The sequence below is a fragment of the Polaribacter sp. M10 genome, assembly GCF_054968445.1.
In genome coordinates this window covers 168637-186713 of record NZ_JBSSBG010000001.1, presented here as the reverse complement: position 1 = coordinate 186713, position 18077 = coordinate 168637, and the positions used below count along the sequence as shown (strand labels likewise).

The 18077-nt window shown below is 30.4% G+C and carries 16 protein-coding genes; 5 read left to right on the top strand and 11 right to left on the bottom strand.

Going from position 1 to position 18077, the window contains the following annotated elements:
- Positions 1-4 precede the first annotated feature (4 nt).
- On the top strand, positions 5-1018 hold the full coding sequence (locus tag ACWYN7_RS00790) for a LacI family DNA-binding transcriptional regulator (protein WP_462857941.1): 1014 nt from the start codon (positions 5-7) through the stop codon (positions 1016-1018).
- Positions 1019-1022: 4 nt separating this feature from the next.
- A complete protein-coding gene (locus ACWYN7_RS00785) occupies positions 1023-1841 on the top strand; it encodes an HAD family hydrolase (RefSeq protein ID WP_462857940.1) in 819 nt (272 codons plus the stop codon).
- Here the strand turns inward: ACWYN7_RS00785 and ACWYN7_RS00780 are convergent, their stop codons facing one another.
- Positions 1842-2264, bottom strand: a complete 423-nt coding sequence (locus tag ACWYN7_RS00780) for a secondary thiamine-phosphate synthase enzyme YjbQ (RefSeq protein ID WP_462858296.1) — start codon at positions 2262-2264, stop codon at positions 1842-1844.
- A 12-nt stretch (positions 2265-2276) separates the two neighbouring features.
- Positions 2277-3068, bottom strand: coding sequence for a DUF2797 domain-containing protein (locus ACWYN7_RS00775; RefSeq protein ID WP_462857939.1), 792 nt, complete (start codon positions 3066-3068; stop codon positions 2277-2279).
- 58 nt (positions 3069-3126) lie between these two features.
- Between ACWYN7_RS00775 and ACWYN7_RS00770 the strand changes: the two genes are divergently transcribed.
- Together ACWYN7_RS00770 and ACWYN7_RS00765 are read left to right on the top strand one after the other, a co-directional pair.
- On the top strand, positions 3127-4635 hold the full coding sequence (locus ACWYN7_RS00770) for a GH3 auxin-responsive promoter family protein (protein ID WP_462857938.1): 1509 nt from the start codon (positions 3127-3129) through the stop codon (positions 4633-4635).
- A 115-nt stretch (positions 4636-4750) separates the two neighbouring features.
- A complete protein-coding gene (locus tag ACWYN7_RS00765; protein ID WP_462857937.1) occupies positions 4751-6649 on the top strand; it encodes a DUF4139 domain-containing protein in 1899 nt (632 codons plus the stop codon).
- On the opposite strand, the gene ACWYN7_RS00760 is transcribed toward ACWYN7_RS00765, so the two are convergent.
- From ACWYN7_RS00760 to ACWYN7_RS00745, 4 genes are all read right to left on the bottom strand, one after another.
- Positions 6646-7623 carry a polyprenyl synthetase family protein gene (locus ACWYN7_RS00760; protein WP_462857936.1) on the bottom strand — a complete coding sequence of 326 codons (978 nt, stop codon included), beginning with the start codon at positions 7621-7623 and terminating at the stop codon, positions 6646-6648. The two genes, ACWYN7_RS00765 and ACWYN7_RS00760, sit on opposite strands and share 4 nt — an antisense overlap.
- 104 nt (positions 7624-7727) lie before the next feature.
- Positions 7728-8765 carry a dual-specificity RNA methyltransferase RlmN gene (gene rlmN, locus ACWYN7_RS00755; protein ID WP_462857935.1) on the bottom strand — a complete coding sequence of 346 codons (1038 nt, stop codon included), beginning with the start codon at positions 8763-8765 and terminating at the stop codon, positions 7728-7730.
- Between the two features lie 231 nt (positions 8766-8996).
- Entirely contained in the window at positions 8997-10046 is a 1050-nt protein-coding gene (queA, locus tag ACWYN7_RS00750; protein ID WP_462857934.1) for a tRNA preQ1(34) S-adenosylmethionine ribosyltransferase-isomerase QueA, read from the bottom strand.
- Positions 10047-10120: 74 nt separating this feature from the next.
- Positions 10121-11350 (bottom strand): 3-phosphoshikimate 1-carboxyvinyltransferase, encoded by a 1230-nt coding sequence (locus tag ACWYN7_RS00745; RefSeq protein WP_462857933.1) that lies wholly within the window; start codon positions 11348-11350, stop codon positions 10121-10123.
- 55 nt (positions 11351-11405) lie between these two features.
- Between ACWYN7_RS00745 and ACWYN7_RS00740 the strand changes: the two genes are divergently transcribed.
- The gene (locus ACWYN7_RS00740) at positions 11406-14510 is read left to right on the top strand and encodes a WD40/YVTN/BNR-like repeat-containing protein (RefSeq protein WP_462857932.1); all 3105 of its coding nucleotides are present in this window, start codon (positions 11406-11408) and stop codon (positions 14508-14510) included.
- Positions 14511-14559: 49 nt separating this feature from the next.
- Here ACWYN7_RS00740 and ACWYN7_RS00735 read toward each other — a convergent pair whose 3' ends face one another.
- From ACWYN7_RS00735 to ACWYN7_RS00715, 5 genes are all read right to left on the bottom strand, one after another.
- Positions 14560-14841 (bottom strand): hypothetical protein, encoded by a 282-nt coding sequence (locus ACWYN7_RS00735; RefSeq protein ID WP_462857931.1) that lies wholly within the window; start codon positions 14839-14841, stop codon positions 14560-14562.
- The gene (locus tag ACWYN7_RS00730; protein ID WP_088353997.1) at positions 14841-15167 is read right to left on the bottom strand and encodes a nucleotide pyrophosphohydrolase; all 327 of its coding nucleotides are present in this window, start codon (positions 15165-15167) and stop codon (positions 14841-14843) included. Before ACWYN7_RS00730 ends, ACWYN7_RS00735 begins: the two co-directional genes overlap by 1 nt.
- A gap of 38 nt (positions 15168-15205) precedes the next feature.
- Positions 15206-16066 carry a phosphatase PAP2 family protein gene (locus ACWYN7_RS00725; protein WP_462857930.1) on the bottom strand — a complete coding sequence of 287 codons (861 nt, stop codon included), beginning with the start codon at positions 16064-16066 and terminating at the stop codon, positions 15206-15208.
- A gap of 115 nt (positions 16067-16181) precedes the next feature.
- Positions 16182-16955 (bottom strand): alpha/beta fold hydrolase, encoded by a 774-nt coding sequence (locus ACWYN7_RS00720; RefSeq protein WP_462857929.1) that lies wholly within the window; start codon positions 16953-16955, stop codon positions 16182-16184.
- A 36-nt stretch (positions 16956-16991) separates the two neighbouring features.
- Positions 16992-18059, bottom strand: a complete 1068-nt coding sequence (locus ACWYN7_RS00715) for a hypothetical protein (protein WP_462857928.1) — start codon at positions 18057-18059, stop codon at positions 16992-16994.
- Positions 18060-18077: the final 18 nt, after the last annotated feature.

The window sequence follows — 18077 nt, the reverse complement described above, 5'->3', positions numbered from 1 at the left end:
TTTTATGAAAAAACTAACCATAAAAGATATTGCCAAAGAATTCAATGTTTCTATTTCTACTGTATCTAAAGCATTGAATGACAGCTATGAGATTAGCGAAGGCACAAAAGCAAAAATTCAAAAATATGCCAAAGAGCATAATTACAAGCCTAATTTTAATGCTTTAAGCTTAAAAAATAGAAGCACCAAAACTATTGGAGTAATTATACCTACAATGCTTAATTATTTCTTTGCCCAAGTATTTAAAGGTATCGAAAAAACTGCATTAGAAAATGGCTATAAAGTAATTACATGTATTTCTAATCAATCTTTTGATAAGGAAGTAGAAATTATAGAAATGCTTTCTAATGGAAGTATTGACGGTTTTCTATTATCGATGTCAAAAGAAACAGAATTAAACCAAAAAGTAGATCATTTTAAAGAATCTATAGAAAACGGAACTCCAATTGTTATGTTTGATAGAGTTGCGAAATCGATTTCATGTGATAAAGTTATAACAGACGATTTAAACTCCGCCAAAACTACAGTAGAATTTTTGTACAAAAAAGGACACAAAAAAATCGCCTTTATTTCTACAATGAGCGATTATTATATTGGTCAGCAACGTTTTTTAGGATACAAACAAGGACTCGAAAAAATGGGGCTTCCTTTTGATGAAAATTTGGTTTTAAACATCAAAGAAAGAGATTATAAGAAATATGGTAAAGAAGTAAAACCATTTGTAAAATCTACAGAAATTGATGCTGTGATGACCACTGGAGAATCTGTAGCAGTTTCTACAATGAAAGCGCTTAAAAAAAGTGGTAAAAAAATACCAAAAGACGTTGCTGTAATTGCTTTTTCTAACGGAATTTTATCTAGACATTCTAGCCCAAAAATGACTACTATTAGTCAGCATGGAGAACAAATGGGCGCAAAAGCAACTCAAATTTTAATTGATAAATTAAAAAATAAAACCAAAGAGGTGGTTACAGAAGTAATTACTACAGACGTGGTAATTAGAGATTCTACTAGATAAAAAAATGGACAATTTCTCGAAAGTAAAACTAGTGGTTTCTGATATGGATGGAACCTTATTAAACTCGCAAGGTAATGTGAGTCCTCTTTTTTTTGATCTTTTTAAAAAGCTACAAAAAAACAACATTCATTTTTGCGCAGCAAGTGGCAGACAACACAATAGTATTGTTTCTAAATTAGATGTTATAAAAAATGATATTCATGTAATTGCAGAAAATGGCGGAGTTGCCAAAAAAGGAGACAAGGTGTTGCTTTCTAATTTTTTAGAGCCAGAAAAAGTAATCAATTTAATACCTATTTTAAGGCAAATTAAGGGTGCTAATATGGTTTTATGTTGCGATGGAAGAGCTTTTATTGAAAGTACAGACGAACGTTTTATCAATCTTTTTCAAGAATATTACCATAGTTTTGAGCAAGTAGATGATGTAATGGAAATTGCAAAAACAATACCTGTTTTTAAAGTTGCGGTTTATCATTTCGATTCTTCAGAAGAATCTATTTATCCAGTAATACAACACTTAAAAAGCGAAGTTTTACTAAAAGTATCTGGTAAAAATTGGTTAGATATTTCTGATGCAAAAGCAAATAAAGGAAATGCTTTAAGACATGTACAACAACTTTTAAATGTTACCAAAGCAGAAACAATGGTTTTTGGTGATTATCATAATGATATAGAAATGATGCAAGAGGCAGAATTTAGTTTTGCCATGGAAAATGCACACAAAGACATTAAACAACTTGCAAATTATGTTACAAAAAGTAACGATAATTATGGTGTTGAACGTGTTTTAGAAAAATTAATTACCGAGAAAACTAAGAAATAATTAAACTCCGAAAGCTGTAAGTACTAACTTTCTTGCACCTCCATAATTTCTATGTTCGCATAAATAAATTCCTTGCCAAGTGCCCAAATTTAATTTGCCATTAGTTATCGGAATTTCTACAGAACAACCCAATAAAGATGCTTTTAAATGTGCAGGCATATCATCAGAGCCTTCATAAGTATGAATGTAATAAGGCGCATTTTCTGGAACCATTTTGTTAAAATGACTTTCAAAATCTACTCTTACACTTGGGTCTGCATCTTCGTTAATGGTTAAACTTGCTGAGGTATGTTTTATAAATACTTTTAAAAACCCTTTTTCTATGGTTTTAATTTCTGGAAATGCTTGAATTACCTTGGCAGTTATAGAATGAAAACCTCTTTTGTAAGCTTGTAATTGTATTTCTTTTTGTTCGAAAATCATCATAGAAAAAGACTAAACTTCTAAAGAAACTACTAAACCTTCGTTAGCTCTTATATTAAAAACAGTTTCGTCTTCAAAAATTAAATATTGTCCTTTTATACCCACTAATTTACCAGTATATTTTTGTGTTTTAATTAAGTTTAAACTCTTAGGTTTTACAGGATATTTTACAACAGGAAAGTTAATATTCGTTTCAGAATTATTTTCAATAAAATATTCTTTAGCTTCATCAGGAATATATTGTTTTAATTGATCTCTCCATTCTACTAAATTTTCGTCTTCAATATCATTCTTTAGCATTTTACGCCAATTGGTTTTATCAGCCACATGTTCTTTTAAAGCAACTTCTGTTATACCAGCTAAATATCTGTTGGGCACTTCTACAATTTCTATGGCTTCATGTGCACCTTGATCTATCCATCTTGTGGGCACTTGTTGTTTTCTTGTTACACCAACTTTTACATTACTAGAATTTGCCAAATACACAATATGTGGTTGCAATTGCACAGATTTTTCGTACACTAAATCACGATCTTCAATATCTAAATGTGCTTTACTTAATTCTGGTCTCATAATCCAATCACCAGCATTTGGAGCATCAAAAAAACAAGATTTGCAAAAACCTTGTCTGTAAATCTTTTTTTCTAAATGGCAGTTTAAACATTCGTAAGTAACAAACGAAAGTGTTATTACTTTGTTTAACAACTGATTCACGTTTAAAAAATCAGATTTCATATCTAAATAATACTGAATTTCAGTAGAATTTTCAGTTTTCATTTTTTTTAAGACTCCTTGATATTGCATAACAAATTTTAGTATTTTTAACTTCTCACAAAATTACATAAAAATTCGAACTTAATTTATGGCTTACACCATTGTAAATTCTATAATTTCTTGGTTTTTAAAAAAACGAATTCATCAAATAGAATTGTTTTTAAAATATCCAAATGATGTGCAAAATGAGCTTTTATTAAAACTGATTTCTACAGCCAAGAGAACCGAATTTGGTAAAACGCATCAATTTTCATCAATCAAAACTTACAAAGATTTTGTAAAATTGGTACCGATTCAAAAATATGAAACCATAGAACCATTAATAGAAAGATGCAGACAAGGTGAACAGAATTTATTTTGGCCAACGCATATAAAATGGTTTGCAAAATCTAGTGGAACTACAAATGCAAAAAGTAAATTTATTCCTGTGAGTGATGAAGCTCTAGAGTATTGCCATATGAAAGCTGGTAAAGATATGCTGTGTTTGTACATTAATAATAACGAAGAAACACAACTCTTTAAGGGTAAAGGTCTAAAATTAGGTGGTAGTTCCGAAATTTACAAAGACAATAATTCTTACTTTGGAGATTTGTCTGCAATTATTACAGAAAACCTTCCTTTTTGGGCAGATTACAGTTCTGCACCAAGCCAAGAAGTAGCCTTAATGGCTGAATGGGAAACCAAAATGGAAGCAATTATTGAAGAAACCATTCACGAAGATATAACCAGTTTAGTAGGCGTACCAAGTTGGATGTTAGTACTTTTAAACAACGTTTTAGAACGCACAGGAAAAGATAATATTTTAGAAGTTTGGCCAAATTTAGAAGTGTATTTTCATGGAGGCGTAAACTTTAATCCTTACAGAGAACAGTATAAAAAACTAATCCCAAAGGCTGACTTTAAATATTACGAAACCTACAATGCTTCTGAAGGTTTTTTTGCCATTCAAGACAGAAATAATTCTAAAGAATTGTTGTTGATGTTAGACTACGGAATTTTCTATGAATTTATTCCTATGTCTAATTATAAAGGTGAAAGTTCAGAAACTATTCCACTTTCTGAAGTAAAAAAAGAAATTGATTATGCATTAATTATAACTACAAATAGTGGTTTATGGCGTTATTTAATTGGTGATACCATTCGTTTTACAAGTTTAGATCCTTACAGAATAAAAATTACAGGAAGAACTAGACATTATATTAATGTTTTTGGTGAAGAGCTAAATATAGAAAATGTAGAAGATGCTTTAAAATTGGCATGCGAAAAAACAGATGCTACTATTACAGATTATACTGTAGGGCCTATTTTTATGAAGGATAAAAAAAGCGGTGGCCATGAATGGATTATAGAGTTTAACAAACAACCAGAAAACATGAATTATTTTACTGAAATGTTAGACAATTCTTTAAAGTCTATCAATTCTGATTATGAAGCAAAACGTTATAATTCTATGACTTTAGCTATGCCTAAAATTCATGTTGCCAAAAATGGTTTATTTTACGAATGGCTTAAGAAAAAAGACAAACTTGGTGGCCAACATAAAGTGCCAAGGTTATCTAATCAAAGAGATTTTATTGAGGAGTTATTAAAACTTTAACTAACTCAAACTTCTCTTTCACCAAATAAAACACCTTACTTACTCAATACTGATTTTTACTAGTATATGAAACTTATATTTTTGATGAAACTACTAACCATTAAAACTATATGTTATGAAAAAATTTCTTTTTTTATTTATTTGTATTCAGTTATCAACCTTTATTAGAGCTCAAAAAACCAAAGAAATATTTATAAAATCTGAAGTAAATTCAGCTACAGTTTTCTTAAAAAGTGCGCAAATACATAGAGAAAAAACAGTTTCTTTAATTAAAGGAGAAAACACTTTAAAATTTACAAACTTATCACCTTTTATCGATTCTAAAAGTATTCAGGTTAAGGCCAAAGACATAGAAATTCAGGCTATTAATTTTCAAAAAGATTACTTAAAACAAATAAAAAAGAATCCTGAATTACAGAAATTAGAAATTCAATTATCATTAATTGAAAATAATATCAGCTCAAAAAATATTGAACTAGAAATTGTAAAAGAAGAAATTTTATTTTTGAAGTCTAACAAATCAATTGGTGGTAACCAAACCTTAACTGCAACTACTTTTAAAGAAGCTGCAAACTTTTATGGAACCAAAATTAAGGCATTAAAAACAACCGAGTTTAAACTAAAAAATGAATTAAAAAATTTAAATTTAGAAGCTTCTAAGATAGAAAAACAGGTAAGCGACTTTGCTTTAGACAAAAATTTTGGTTCAGGTGAAATTACAATCCGTTTAAAATCTGAACACACTAAAAACACAAAATTTATTTTAAGTTATAATGTTGATCATGTAGGCTGGTATCCTTCTTATGATGTTCGAGTAAAAAATATAAACTCTCCTTTAGAATTAGTTTATAAAGCAAATTTATATCAAAATTCAAAAGTAGATTGGACCAATGTAAAACTGAGTTTTTCTTCTGGTAACCCATCAAAATCAAACAAAGTAAAAGAAGTAATTCCTTATTTTATAGATTATGGAACAAATCCGCCAGATTATAAAAACAATATTAATAAAATTACAGGGATAGTTAGTGGTTCTGGAGAGCCTTTACCTGGTGCTAGTATTAACATTAAAGGCACAACCATTGGAACAACTACCGATTTTGATGGAAAATTTTCAATTGAAATACCAGATACAAATAACAGATTATTAATTAGCTATTTAGGTTTTAAATCAAAAGAAATATCTATTACAAGTAATTATGTAAATGTTAACCTTGAAGAAGACAGCAATCAATTAGACGAAATTGTTGTTGTGGGTTATGGAACACAAAGAAAAGGAAGCAGCAAAAACAAACGAAATATTGGAACTGCATTAACTGGCAGAACTGCTGGTATTTCTATTAGAGGAGTATCCTCTATAAACAAAGAAAAAGTAAGTATTATTAACACAAAACAAGTTGTAAACCAAACCACTGTTAATTTTGAAGTGCTTAAACCTTACTCTATAAAAACTAGTAATAAAAATTTTAGTATACCAATGAGAATTTTTGATATAACCAGTAACTATCAATATTATTCTTTTCCTAAAGCTGAACAAAGTGCATTTTTAGTTGCTAAAATCACAGATTGGGAAAAGTTTAATTTATTAGAAGCTGAAGCTAATATTTATTTTGAAGACACTTTTGTTGGCACTACTTTAATTGATACAAGGATTGCCAAAAAAGAATTAGAAATTTCTTTAGGTATTGATAAAAATGTAACCATTTCTAGAACTAAAGAAAAAGATTTTACAACTAGACAATTTATTGGAAACAAAAAAGAAGAATCTAGAGTGTGGAACTACGCATTAAAAAACAATAAAAATGAAGCGATTAATATTATAGTTTTAGACCAAATTCCGATATCAATGTCTGAAACAATAAAAATTGAATTAGATACAGATATTACAAAAGGAATTTTAAATGCAGAAACTGGTGAACTTAAATGGACCATAAATTTACCATCAAAAAAAGTAACTAATTTTAAATTAAAATATGCTGTAAAGCATCCTAAAAATTATGTGATTAATTTAGATTAAATTTTTCTTTCAACCACATAATCAATCATTTGTAGTAAAGATTTTTTATAAGGTGATGCTGGGTAGGTTTCTAAAATGTTTAATGCTCTTTGTCTATAATCATTCATTTTAGAAACTGTATACTCAATTCCGCCATTTTCTTTTACAAACGCAATTACTTCTTTTACTCTTTTTTTGTCTTTGTTGTGTTTTTTAATAGAGTTAATTAACCAAGCTTTTTCCTTTTTAGAGCAGTTATTTAGAGTGTAAATTAAAGGCAGAGTCATTTTCTGTTCTTTAATATCTATACCTGTTGGTTTTCCTATTTTGGCATCAGAATAATCGAACAAATCATCTTTTATTTGAAAAGCAATACCTATGTATTCTCCAAATTTTCGCATTTGCTGCACAACATCATTTTTTGCACCTACAGAGGCAGCTCCAATTCCACAGCAAGCAGCAATTAAAGTGGCTGTTTTTTGTCTGATAATATCAAAATAAATATCTTCTGTAATGTCTAATTTTCGGGCTTTTTCTATTTGCAACAACTCACCTTCGCTCATTTCACGAACGGCAATAGAAATTAGTTTTAGCAAATCGAAATCTTCATTATCTATGGATAAAAGTAATCCTTTAGACAATAAAAAATCGCCAACTAAAACTGCAATTTTGTTTTTCCAGAGCGCATTTACAGAAAAGAAACCACGTCTTCTGTTAGAATCATCTACAACATCATCGTGCACTAAAGTTGCTGTATGAATTAATTCTACAACAGATGCACCTCTGTAAGTTCTTTCATCAAAACCACCATCAGAAACCATCTTTGCAACCAAAAAAACAAACATTGGGCGCATTTGTTTTCCTTTTCTACGAACAATGTAATAGGTTATTCTATTTAAAAGCGGAACTTTAGAAAGCATTGCATCTTTGAATTTTTTTTCAAAGAGTTCCATCTCAGATTTAATAGGAAGTTTAAAAAGTTCTACTGGCTTCATTTTATGCTGAACAGGTTTCAGTATTTGGTGTAAAAGTACAAAAAAATTAAAGTTGAATTTTGTTAATTAAATCATTACAAAATTCATGATTTATCTATAAAAAGTTAAGCTTTATTGGCCAATTGCCCACAAGCTGCATCTATATCTTTACCTCTACTTCGTCTTACATTTACAGTAATATCGTGCATTTCTAAATTAGAAATATAATTATTTATAGCTGAGTTACTTGCTTGTTGAAATTGACCATCGTCTATAGGATTGTACTCGATTAAATTGACTTTACATGGCACATATTTACAGAACTCAACAAGTGCTTTTATGTCTTCTTTGCTATCGTTAATTCCATCCCAAACCACATATTCGTAAGTAATGGCTCTTTTGGTTTTTGCATACCAATATTCTAAAGATTCCTTTAAATCTTTTAATGGAAAATTAGTATTAAAAGGCATAATTGAGGTTCTTACTTCATCTATGGCTGAGTGTAAAGAAACTGCCAAATTGAATTTCACTTCTTCATCTGCCATTTTTTTAATCATTTTTGGTACACCAGAAGTAGAAACTGTTATTCTTTTTGATGACATTCCTAAACCTTCTGGAGAAGTAATCATCTCTATAGATTTTAATACGTTTTTATAGTTCATTAATGGTTCTCCCATTCCCATAAAAACAATATTTGTCAATTTTTTATTGTGATACAATCTACTTTGTTTATCAATAACAACTACTTGATCGTAAATTTCATCAGGATTTAGATTTCGCATTCTTTTTAAACGCGCTGTTGCACAGAATTTACAATCTAAACTACACCCAACTTGACTGGAAACACATGCTGTGGTTCTTTTTTCTGTAGGAATTAAAACTGATTCTACTACTAAACCATCGTGTAATTTAATACCATTTTTTATAGTACCATCATTACTTTTCTGCATAGAATCTACCTTAATATGATTGATAACAAAATTGGCTTCTAACATTTCTCTTGTTGCTTTAGAAATGTTTGTCATATCTTCAAAAGTATGCAAAGACTTGTTCCAAAGCCATTCATAAACTTGGTTTCCACGAAAAGCTTTATCGCCATTTTTTACAAAAAAATCGCGCAACTGTTCTTTGGTTAAGGCTCTTATGTCTTTCTTTTTATCCAAGTTTTCTTATTTTAAAAATAGAATTGCAAAAATACGCATATAATTTTAGCTAATTACTATTGTTTATAAATTGGCTGCGTTAGCGATTGAAGTGGAAATCCTTTTATGAGGTACGAATAAAAGATTGCAATGGAAAGCGCGACCTTTTTAGGGAACGCCCAAATAAAAAAACTGACAATTAAATTACTAATTGTCAGCTTAATTTATAAAATTTAAAAATTCTTTATTATCTTAAATAATTAACATAGCATCTCCGTAAGTAGAGAATTTATAACCTTCTTTAACAGCTTCTTTGTAAGCTTCCATTAAAAAATCGTAACCCGCAAATGCAGCTGCTTGCATCATTAAGGTAGATTTTGGCGTATGAAAATTTGTAATCATGGTGTTTGCAATGCTAAAATCATAAGGAGGAAAAATAAATTTATTTGTCCAACCTTCAAAAGCATTTAACTGTGCATTAGAAGACACAGAAGATTCTACAGTTCTCATTACAGTAGTACCTACTGCACAAATTCTTCTTTTTTCTGCTTTTGCTTGGTTTATTTTATCTGCAGATGCTGCAGGAATAATTATCTGTTCAGAATCCATTTTGTGTTTAGACAAATCTTCTACCTCTACAGGGCTAAAAGAACCTAAACCTACATGTAATGTCATTTCTGCAAAATCTACTCCTTTAATTTCTAAACGCTTTAATAGGTGTTTCGAAAAATGTAAACCAGCAGTTGGTGCAGCTACAGCACCTTCGTGTTTTGCATAAATAGTTTGGTAACGCTCTTCATCAGAAGGTTCTACTTCTCTTTTTATGGTTCTTGGTAAAGGTGTTTCGCCAAGTTCTAATAATTTTTCTCTAAAAGCTTCGTAACTACCATCAAACAAAAAACGTAAAGTTCTACCTCTAGATGTTGTATTATCGATAACTTCTGCTACTAAACTATCATCATCACCAAAAAATAATTTATTACCAATTCTAATTTTTCTTGCAGGATCTACTAAAACATCCCATAATCGATTTTCTGCATTTAGTTCTCTTAATAAGAAAACCTCAATTCTTGCCCCAGTTTTTTCTTTATTACCATACATTCTTGCTGGAAAAACTTTGGTATTGTTTAACATTAAGACATCACCTTCGTCAAAATAGTTGATAACGTCTTTAAATGTTTTGTGTTCTATAGTTTGGTCTTTTCTATTTAAGACCATTAAACGAGATTCGTCTCTATGTTCTGCAGGATAAATTGCTAACAATTCTTCTGGCAGTTCAAAATCGAAGTTTGATAATTTCATAAGTGTATTTTGCTGTAAAAGATGCAAATATACGATATGAAAATAGGCGTTGTCAAGTGTTTGCCTATTTATCTTTAAAGTTCATCAATTTTAATACCTAATTGTTTCATATCTTCCCAGAATTTTTGGTAAGATTTTGTAACTACTTCAGCATTATTTATTTGAATAGGAACTCGCAAAGCTAATGGTGCAAAAGCCATTGCCATTCTATGATCGTTATAGGTTTTTATGGCTATACTTTTATGAATGGTATTGGTTACTTCCAAATGCAAAGTTTCTTCAGTTACAGCAATATTTGCACCTAATTTAGATAATTCATCATGCAAAGCTACTAATCTGTCTGTTTCTTTAATTTTTAAAGTATGTAAACCTGTTAAATTACACGCAATATTTTCTGCAAAACAAGTTACCACAATAGTTTGCGCAATATCTGGTGCATTTTTTAGATTAATTTCTAAAGTATCTTTTTTAGTTTCACTAACTTTTTTTAAGGTGATAAAATTATCGCCAAAAGTAGTTGTTACTCCAAAATGGGTATAGATTTCTGCCAAACAAGAATCACCTTGTAAACTTTCTTTTTTGTAGGCTGATAATTGAATTGATGAACCAATTTCTGCCAAAGCAACAATAGAATAAAAATAACTTGCTGATGACCAATCTGATTCTACAACTACTGTTTGTTTTTCGATTGTTTTTTTAGGTAAAACTTTAATAATGTTTTCTTCAAACTCACTTTCAATACCAATTTGAGATAACAAACTCAACGTCATTTTAATATAAGGAATAGAGGTAATTTTACCTGTTAACTCAATTTCTAATCCGTTTTCTAATTTTGCTGCAATTAACAATAATGATGAAATGTACTGGCTACTAACATTACCATTAATTTGAACTTTGTCTTTAATTATTTGAGTTCCTTTTATTCTAATTGGTGGATACCCAACTTTATCTTCGTAAGTAATATTTGCTCCTAAACTTTTTAAAGCATCAACTAAAATTTCTATAGGTCTATTTTGCATTCTTTCAGAACCTGTTAATACAGTTTCTCTGCCTTTTTGTACGGCAAAATAAGAAGTTAAAAAACGCATTGCAGTACCTGCATGACCTATATTTACCAATTCTTCATCTGTAGATAAAGCATGTTGCATGTGCACAGAATCGTCAGAATCTGATAAATTTTCTATAGAAATTTCTGGAAATAATTTTTGCAAAATCAATAATCTATTCGATTCACTTTTAGAACCAGAAATTGTTATTTTTTGGTCTATTTTTTTATCCTCTAAAACATTTAACAATATGTCCATTCTAAAAATTGATTTTAATTCTTACTTTTAATGCTTAATTTTATAACTAACCACAATGAAAAAACTCTTTTTTCTGGCAATTTGCATCTTCTTTTCTGCAAATGCCAAAGTTAATGCACAAAAAAAATCTACCAAAGTTTCTGATGAATATTTTAGCGCAATAAAATGGAGAAATATTGGCCCTTTTAGAGGAGGAAGAAGTGCTGCTGTAACAGGTGTTGCTGGCAAAGCAAACCTTTTTTATATGGGCGCAACTGGTGGTGGAGTCTGGAAAACCACAGATGCTGGTAATACCTGGCAAAATATTTCTGACGGTTTTTTTGGTGGTTCTGTAGGTGCTGTAGCCGTTTCTGAATCTGACAATAATGTGATGTATGTTGGAATGGGAGAAAAAACCGTTCGTGGAAATGTTTCTTCTGGTGATGGAATTTGGAAATCGGTAAATGCAGGTAAAACCTGGAAACACGTGGGTTTAAAAAACTCAAGACACATTCCTAGAATGCGCATTCACCCAAAAAATTCTGATATTGTTTTTGCAGGTGTTATGGGAGATTTATACAAACCCACTCAAGAACGTGGCGTTTACAAAACTACTGATGGTGGCGAAACTTGGCGAAAAGTATTGTTTTCTAACGAAGATTCTGGAGTTGTAGATTTGGTGATCGATCCAAATAATCCAAGAATTTTATATGCCACTACTTGGAACATCAGAAGAACTCCTTATAGTTTGTCTTCTGGTGGTGATGGTTCTGCTCTTTGGAAAAGTACAGATGAAGGAGAAACTTGGACAAACATTTCTACCAATAAAGGTTTACCTGATGGAATTTGGGGTATTGCAGGTATTACCGTTTCACCTGTAAATTCTGATATTGTGTATGCTTTAATCGAAAATAAAAAAGGGGGAGTTTACAAATCTACGGATGCTGGTAAAACTTGGAAATTGATCAATTCTGAAAGAAAATTAAGACAAAGAGCTTGGTATTACACACGTTTGTATGCAGATACACAAGATGAAGATATTTTATATGTTTTAAATGTTCGTTATCATAAATCTACAGATGGTGGAAAAACTTACAAAACCTACAACGCTCCTCATGGAGATCATCATGATTTATGGATTGCTCCAGAAGACAACCAAAGAATGATTATTGGTGATGATGGTGGAGCACAAATCTCTTTTGATGCTGGCGAAAATTGGAGCAGCATGAACAATCAACCTACAGCGCAATTTTATAGAGTTACGACAGATAATCATTTTCCGTACAGAATTTTAGCAGCACAACAAGACAATTCTACTGTAAGAATTTCTCATAGAACTGAAGGTAGATTTATTACTGAATCTGATTGGTCTTCTACTGCTGGTGGAGAAAGTGCACATATTGCTGTAGATCCTTTAAATGATGATATTGTTTATGGTGGAAGTTATGGTGGTTTATTAACAAGAGTAAATCATAAAACCAACGAATCTCGTGCAATTAATGTTTGGCCAGATGATCCTATGGGGCATGGAGCAGAGGATTTTAAATATCGTTTTCAGTGGAATTTCCCAATTTTATTTTCGCCAACTCATAAAAAAAGATTGTATGCAGCTTCTAATCATTTGCATGTTACTGAAGATGAAGGGCAATCTTGGCAATTAATTAGTCCAGATTTAACAAGAAACGACCCTAAAACTTTAGGGCCTTCTGGAGGACCAATTACCAAAGACAATACTGGTGTAGAATATTATGGAACTATTTTCGCTGTTGCAGAATCGCCTTACGAACCTGGTTTAATTTACACAGGTTCTGATGATGGCTTGGTGCACATCACTAAAAATAATGGCGAATCTTGGGATAACATCACCCCAAAAAAAATGCCAGAATGGATGATGATTAACTGCATAGAAATTGATCCTTTTACAAAAGGAGGTGCTTATATTGTGGGTACAAAATACAAGTCTGGCGATTACAAACCTTACATCTACAAAACAGAAAATTACGGAAAATCTTGGGAGTTAATTGTAAACGGAATTGCCAATGAAGATTTTACAAGAGCTTTAAGAGCAGACCCAAAACGCAAAGGTTTATTGTACGCAGGTACAGAAAGAGGTATGTATATTTCTTTTGATGATGGTAAAAACTGGCAAACTTTTCAACAAAATTTACCAATTGTGCCTATTACAGATTTAGCCATAAAAGATGATAATTTAATCGCAGCAACTCAAGGTCGTGCTCTTTGGATTATTGATGATTTAACTCCTTTACATCAATTAAATACATCAAAAGAAGAAGATGTAATTTTATACAAACCTAAAGATGCATATAATTTATCTGGTGGTAGAGGAAGAACTTCTAGAACTGCAGGTACAAATCATTCTGGTGGTGTAAATATTTACTATTACATTAAAGAACTAAAAGAAAAAGATGTAGCTTCTATTTCTATTTTTGATGCCAATGATAACTTGATTAAAAAATTCTCTACAAAGCCTGATAAAGATAAAAAAGAAGGCAAATTGAACATAGAAGAAGGCAACAATATTTTTAATTGGAACATGATGTATGATGGTGCAGAATCTGTAAAAGGTATGATTTTATGGTGGGCTTCTTTATCTGGACCAATGGCTTTGCCTGGAAACTATAAAGTTGAGTTGGCTGTAAATGATGTAAAAAAATCTCAGGATTTTACCATTGTAAAAAACCCAATGTCTGAAGCTTCTGAAAGTGATATGAAAGCTCAATTTGATTTTATCAATGACATCAACAAAAAAATGACTGAAATTCATAAGGCTTTAAAAAATGTGAAGAAAGTTCGTAGTCAAGTTGGTTTGTTAAAAAAATCTATCAAAGACAAAAAGAAACATAAAGACTTACTTGATTTTGCTGATAAATTAGTAAAAGATATGACTGTTGTTGAGGAAACATTATATCAAACAAAATCGAAAAGCGGGCAAGATCCTTTAAATTACCCAATTCGTTTGAATAATAAACTAGGTCATTTAAATTCGTTAACCAGAATTGGAAATTATGCTCCAACAAATCAAGCAACCGAATTTAAAAATGAAATTACAAAAGAAATTGATTTAGAATTGGCTAAACTGTATGCTTTATTTGATAAAAGTGTAAAAGAATTGAACTCAAAAGTAAAAGAAAGTGACATCGATTTAATTCAATTGGATTAATGCTGCATTCATTGTACTCATAAAAAAAGCGACTTAAAAGTCGCTTTTTTTATTTTGTTTTTAATGCTGTCATGTAAAAGGCATAAATAAAACTAAAGAAGAGTTTATAGCCGAAAAACGTTTTCCATTTATGATCTGCAAAATTATCTTGAACTACGGAATCAAAATCACCAGAAAAAATTGCAGCTGAACTATTCATCAACAAAGAAATAATTGTAACAATTAAAAAAAACGGAACTGCTACTTTAGCAAAATTTACCCAAAAAAGCTTTGTTTGCATTTTTGCTGAGATAATTTTTGCTCCTTCAACAAAATTTTTAATAAAACTCATTATTTTAATTTTTGATTGTTATGATGACGATCGTGATCTCTTTTTGTTTTAATATCTAACTTCTTTTCAAAAGCGTCTTGTAAATCAATTCCTGTTTGGTTAGCCAAACATAAAACCACAAAAAGCACATCTGCTAATTCTTCGCCTAAATCTTTATTTTTATCAGATTCTTTTTCACTTTGTTCTCCATATCTACGCGCAATAATTCTAGCCACCTCACCAACTTCTTCTGTTAATTGTGCCATATTTGTAAGCTCGTTAAAATAACGAACTCCGTGATTTTTAATCCAATCGTCTACCTGTTTTTGTGCGTTTTCTATATTCATTTTGTTGAGTTAAAATGTGTTTAATAGTGTAAAAATTGCTAAAAATTCATGGTTACTCCTAAAGTTCCTGGAGCAAATTGTAAATTCCAAGCTACTTTTTTATCCTTCTTAATTTCGTTATACTTTTCATCGTACTTTGTGTCTAAAAAACGATCTATGGCTTCTACAATAAAAATACTAATGGCTGTAGAAAAAGCAACATCAGAAATCCAATGAAAACGATCTAAAATTCTACTAAAACCTGGTATAGAACCTATGGTGTATAAACCAGCTTTTATCCACGGACTTTTAAATTGTTTCGCTATTACGTAAGCGTTTGTAAAACCTAACATAACATGGCCAGAAGGAAAAGAATCGTAATTGTAAACACGATCTATATGAAAAGGATCGAATGTAGCTTTACCTACTTCTATTCTAGGTCTGGCTCTACCAATAATTCTTTTAGAAACTTGCTGTAGTAAACCTGCAGCAGAAGCAGAAGAAATTAATAAAACTCCTGTTCTTCGTAATTTAGGATTTTTAGTAAATAAACCCGCTAAATAAACAGCACCTGTTAATCTGTAATTGTTGTTTGGGTCACCAATATTATTACCATAATTTACTAACCAATTTGGTATGTTTGCTCTATTTTTTACAGCCCAACGATCTACATTATCATCAATAAAATAAAAACCTGCAGTACCAGCAGCAACATAACCTAAATTAGCAAATTGTTGTTTTTGCCAATGGAAAGGTCTTGAATACGCATGGCCCATACCTCCTGCAATATTTCCTAAATCATAAGTAAAATTTTGCCATAAATTTCTTTCAGAATTTAAATTAAAAGATACTTTTTGGTCTTGAGAAAAAGTTTTGATTGCACTCACAATCAACATAAAAAGAAAAAATCTTTTTTTCATAAGGTAAAGTTTGAACCTGCAAATATAAAGTTTCTAAAGTAATTGAAAAGGTTTAAAACCTGCTGTACTTTAGAAATAGTTACCAAAATAACAAACTTTAAAAATGATTTCTTTTTTATCCTAAAAAACGACAAACGGCTGTATAAAAATCTTTCGGATTTTCTGCATGCAACCAATGCCCAGCATTAGCAATTTCTACAACCCGATTTTTTGGAAAATGATTGTCGATTATCATTTGTTCTTCGGATAAAATATATCCAGATTTTTCTCCTTTTAAAAACAAAGTTTCTTTGTTAAACACAGTGTTTTTTGGCAAAGGCTGCCCAACTTCTGGATTGTTATTAGTTAAGGATTCTAAATTGAATCGAAAACCTAATTGCCCTTTTGCTACCCAATATACATTTTTCATCAAAAATTGACGAACACCCAATTCTGGGATGTATTTACTCAATTGTTCATCAACTAGTTTTCTGGAGTTTTGAATTGAAAAATCCACAGCATTTAAACCTGCTAAAATTGCATTGTGATGTGGTTCGTAGGCTTTAGGTGAAATATCAACAATAATTAATTTATCAACTAAATCTGGATAATTTACAGCAAATAACATGGCTGTTTTTCCGCCCATAGAATGCCCAATAATATATACATTTTCTAATTGATGATGTTTTATATAGTTGAATAAATCTTCTGCTAAAAGCTGATAATTAAAAGCATCTGAATGAAAACTACGTCCATGATTTCTTTGGTCTATTAAATGTACTTGGTAATCTTCTGAAAACTGATTTCCTAAAGTTTTCCAGTTATCAGACATGCCAAAATAACCGTGTAAAACAAGCAATGGTTTGCCTTCTCCTTTTATTGTTGAATGTAGTATTGTATTTTCTGTCATTTTCTTTTCGCTGTAAATTTGAGTTTAAAATTGCTTTTAAAACAATTCTTTGCTGCTAATGTCTAAATAATTTCGTTTTACAAAAATTAAAATAGTTTCTAAAACTTCTCCCATATTTTTACATTTTTTAAACTCAACATCACCCACATAATCTATTAAATCTTGTTTTAAGCGCTCAATATGTTTTGGAAAAGAAATGCTATCTTGTTTCATACACCTAATAATGTGCTGAATTCTATCTGGTGAGCTGATCATTCTTTTTGCAATATAAGAACGCTCTTCTATTTTATATTGATTTATAGAACTGTTTTCCAATCTTTTACTCACCATTTGTACCATTTTTTGGTTTTCTTTTAAAAACTGCAAATTGTATACTTTTAGGTTACCTTCAAACGATTGTTGATCAAAATCTATGGCTCTAATTTTATATACAATTTTATCGAAATCATGAATGGGTGTAATTACATAATTATAAGAACGCATATCGCCTAAAAGACGAATAAAACATCGTTCTTTAAATTTTACAAACTCTTTGGCAATTTGTGCCTTTTCTGATCTAGAACAGGTTGGTAAAATATTTTCGATAAAATCATCGCCAGGAATACCAGAAATATGCTCTTCTATTAAAGTATCTTTATACACCAAATAATTTATGGTATAAGGTGATAAAATGTGCTCTAACTCTAAACCATAAACACGAGAAGCATCTGCTTGTTTTACATAGAAATAGGTAAAATTATCATTTAAAATATTACGTACTTTAATTCGAAATGGCTTAGAATTACCAAACGTACAGAAATCTATAGCATCAATATTTAAAAAAGGGATTGTTTTATCATTACCATCAGAATGCAAAATGGTATAAATTTTCTTTAAACTTAAATCTATTTCTTCTCTATCCCACTCAGAATAAAAAGTTCTAACCCAAAGTGTATCTTCATCATTTTTATCGAACACAGAAACTGAACCCTGAAAGCGCAATAAATCGTTATATAAAATACTTATTTTACTGCTTCTGTTGTGCTTTTTTAAAAAAGCCGCTAACAACTTGCTAATAGGGAAAGTTGGTTTTTTTTTTGATATTAATTTTTGATTATCAGCCATATTTTCTGTTGTATTTTA

Coding starts and splice junctions, on each gene's coding strand:
- ACWYN7_RS00790 (WP_462857941.1), top strand. CDS start 5: ATGAAAAAACTAACCATAAAAGATATTGCCAAAGAATTCAATGTTTCT.
- ACWYN7_RS00785 (WP_462857940.1), top strand. CDS start 1,023: ATGGACAATTTCTCGAAAGTAAAACTAGTGGTTTCTGATATGGATGGA.
- ACWYN7_RS00780 (WP_462858296.1), bottom strand. CDS start 2,264: ATGATTTTCGAACAAAAAGAAATACAATTACAAGCTTACAAAAGAGGT.
- ACWYN7_RS00775 (WP_462857939.1), bottom strand. CDS start 3,068: ATGCAATATCAAGGAGTCTTAAAAAAAATGAAAACTGAAAATTCTACT.
- ACWYN7_RS00770 (WP_462857938.1), top strand. CDS start 3,127: ATGGCTTACACCATTGTAAATTCTATAATTTCTTGGTTTTTAAAAAAA.
- ACWYN7_RS00765 (WP_462857937.1), top strand. CDS start 4,751: ATGAAAAAATTTCTTTTTTTATTTATTTGTATTCAGTTATCAACCTTT.
- ACWYN7_RS00760 (WP_462857936.1), bottom strand. CDS start 7,623: ATGAAGCCAGTAGAACTTTTTAAACTTCCTATTAAATCTGAGATGGAA.
- queA (WP_462857934.1), bottom strand. CDS start 10,046: ATGAAATTATCAAACTTCGATTTTGAACTGCCAGAAGAATTGTTAGCA.
- ACWYN7_RS00745 (WP_462857933.1), bottom strand. CDS start 11,350: ATGGACATATTGTTAAATGTTTTAGAGGATAAAAAAATAGACCAAAAA.
- ACWYN7_RS00740 (WP_462857932.1), top strand. CDS start 11,406: ATGAAAAAACTCTTTTTTCTGGCAATTTGCATCTTCTTTTCTGCAAAT.
- ACWYN7_RS00735 (WP_462857931.1), bottom strand. CDS start 14,841: ATGAGTTTTATTAAAAATTTTGTTGAAGGAGCAAAAATTATCTCAGCA.
- ACWYN7_RS00730 (WP_088353997.1), bottom strand. CDS start 15,167: ATGAATATAGAAAACGCACAAAAACAGGTAGACGATTGGATTAAAAAT.
- ACWYN7_RS00725 (WP_462857930.1), bottom strand. CDS start 16,066: ATGAAAAAAAGATTTTTTCTTTTTATGTTGATTGTGAGTGCAATCAAA.
- ACWYN7_RS00720 (WP_462857929.1), bottom strand. CDS start 16,955: ATGACAGAAAATACAATACTACATTCAACAATAAAAGGAGAAGGCAAA.
- ACWYN7_RS00715 (WP_462857928.1), bottom strand. CDS start 18,059: ATGGCTGATAATCAAAAATTAATATCAAAAAAAAAACCAACTTTCCCT.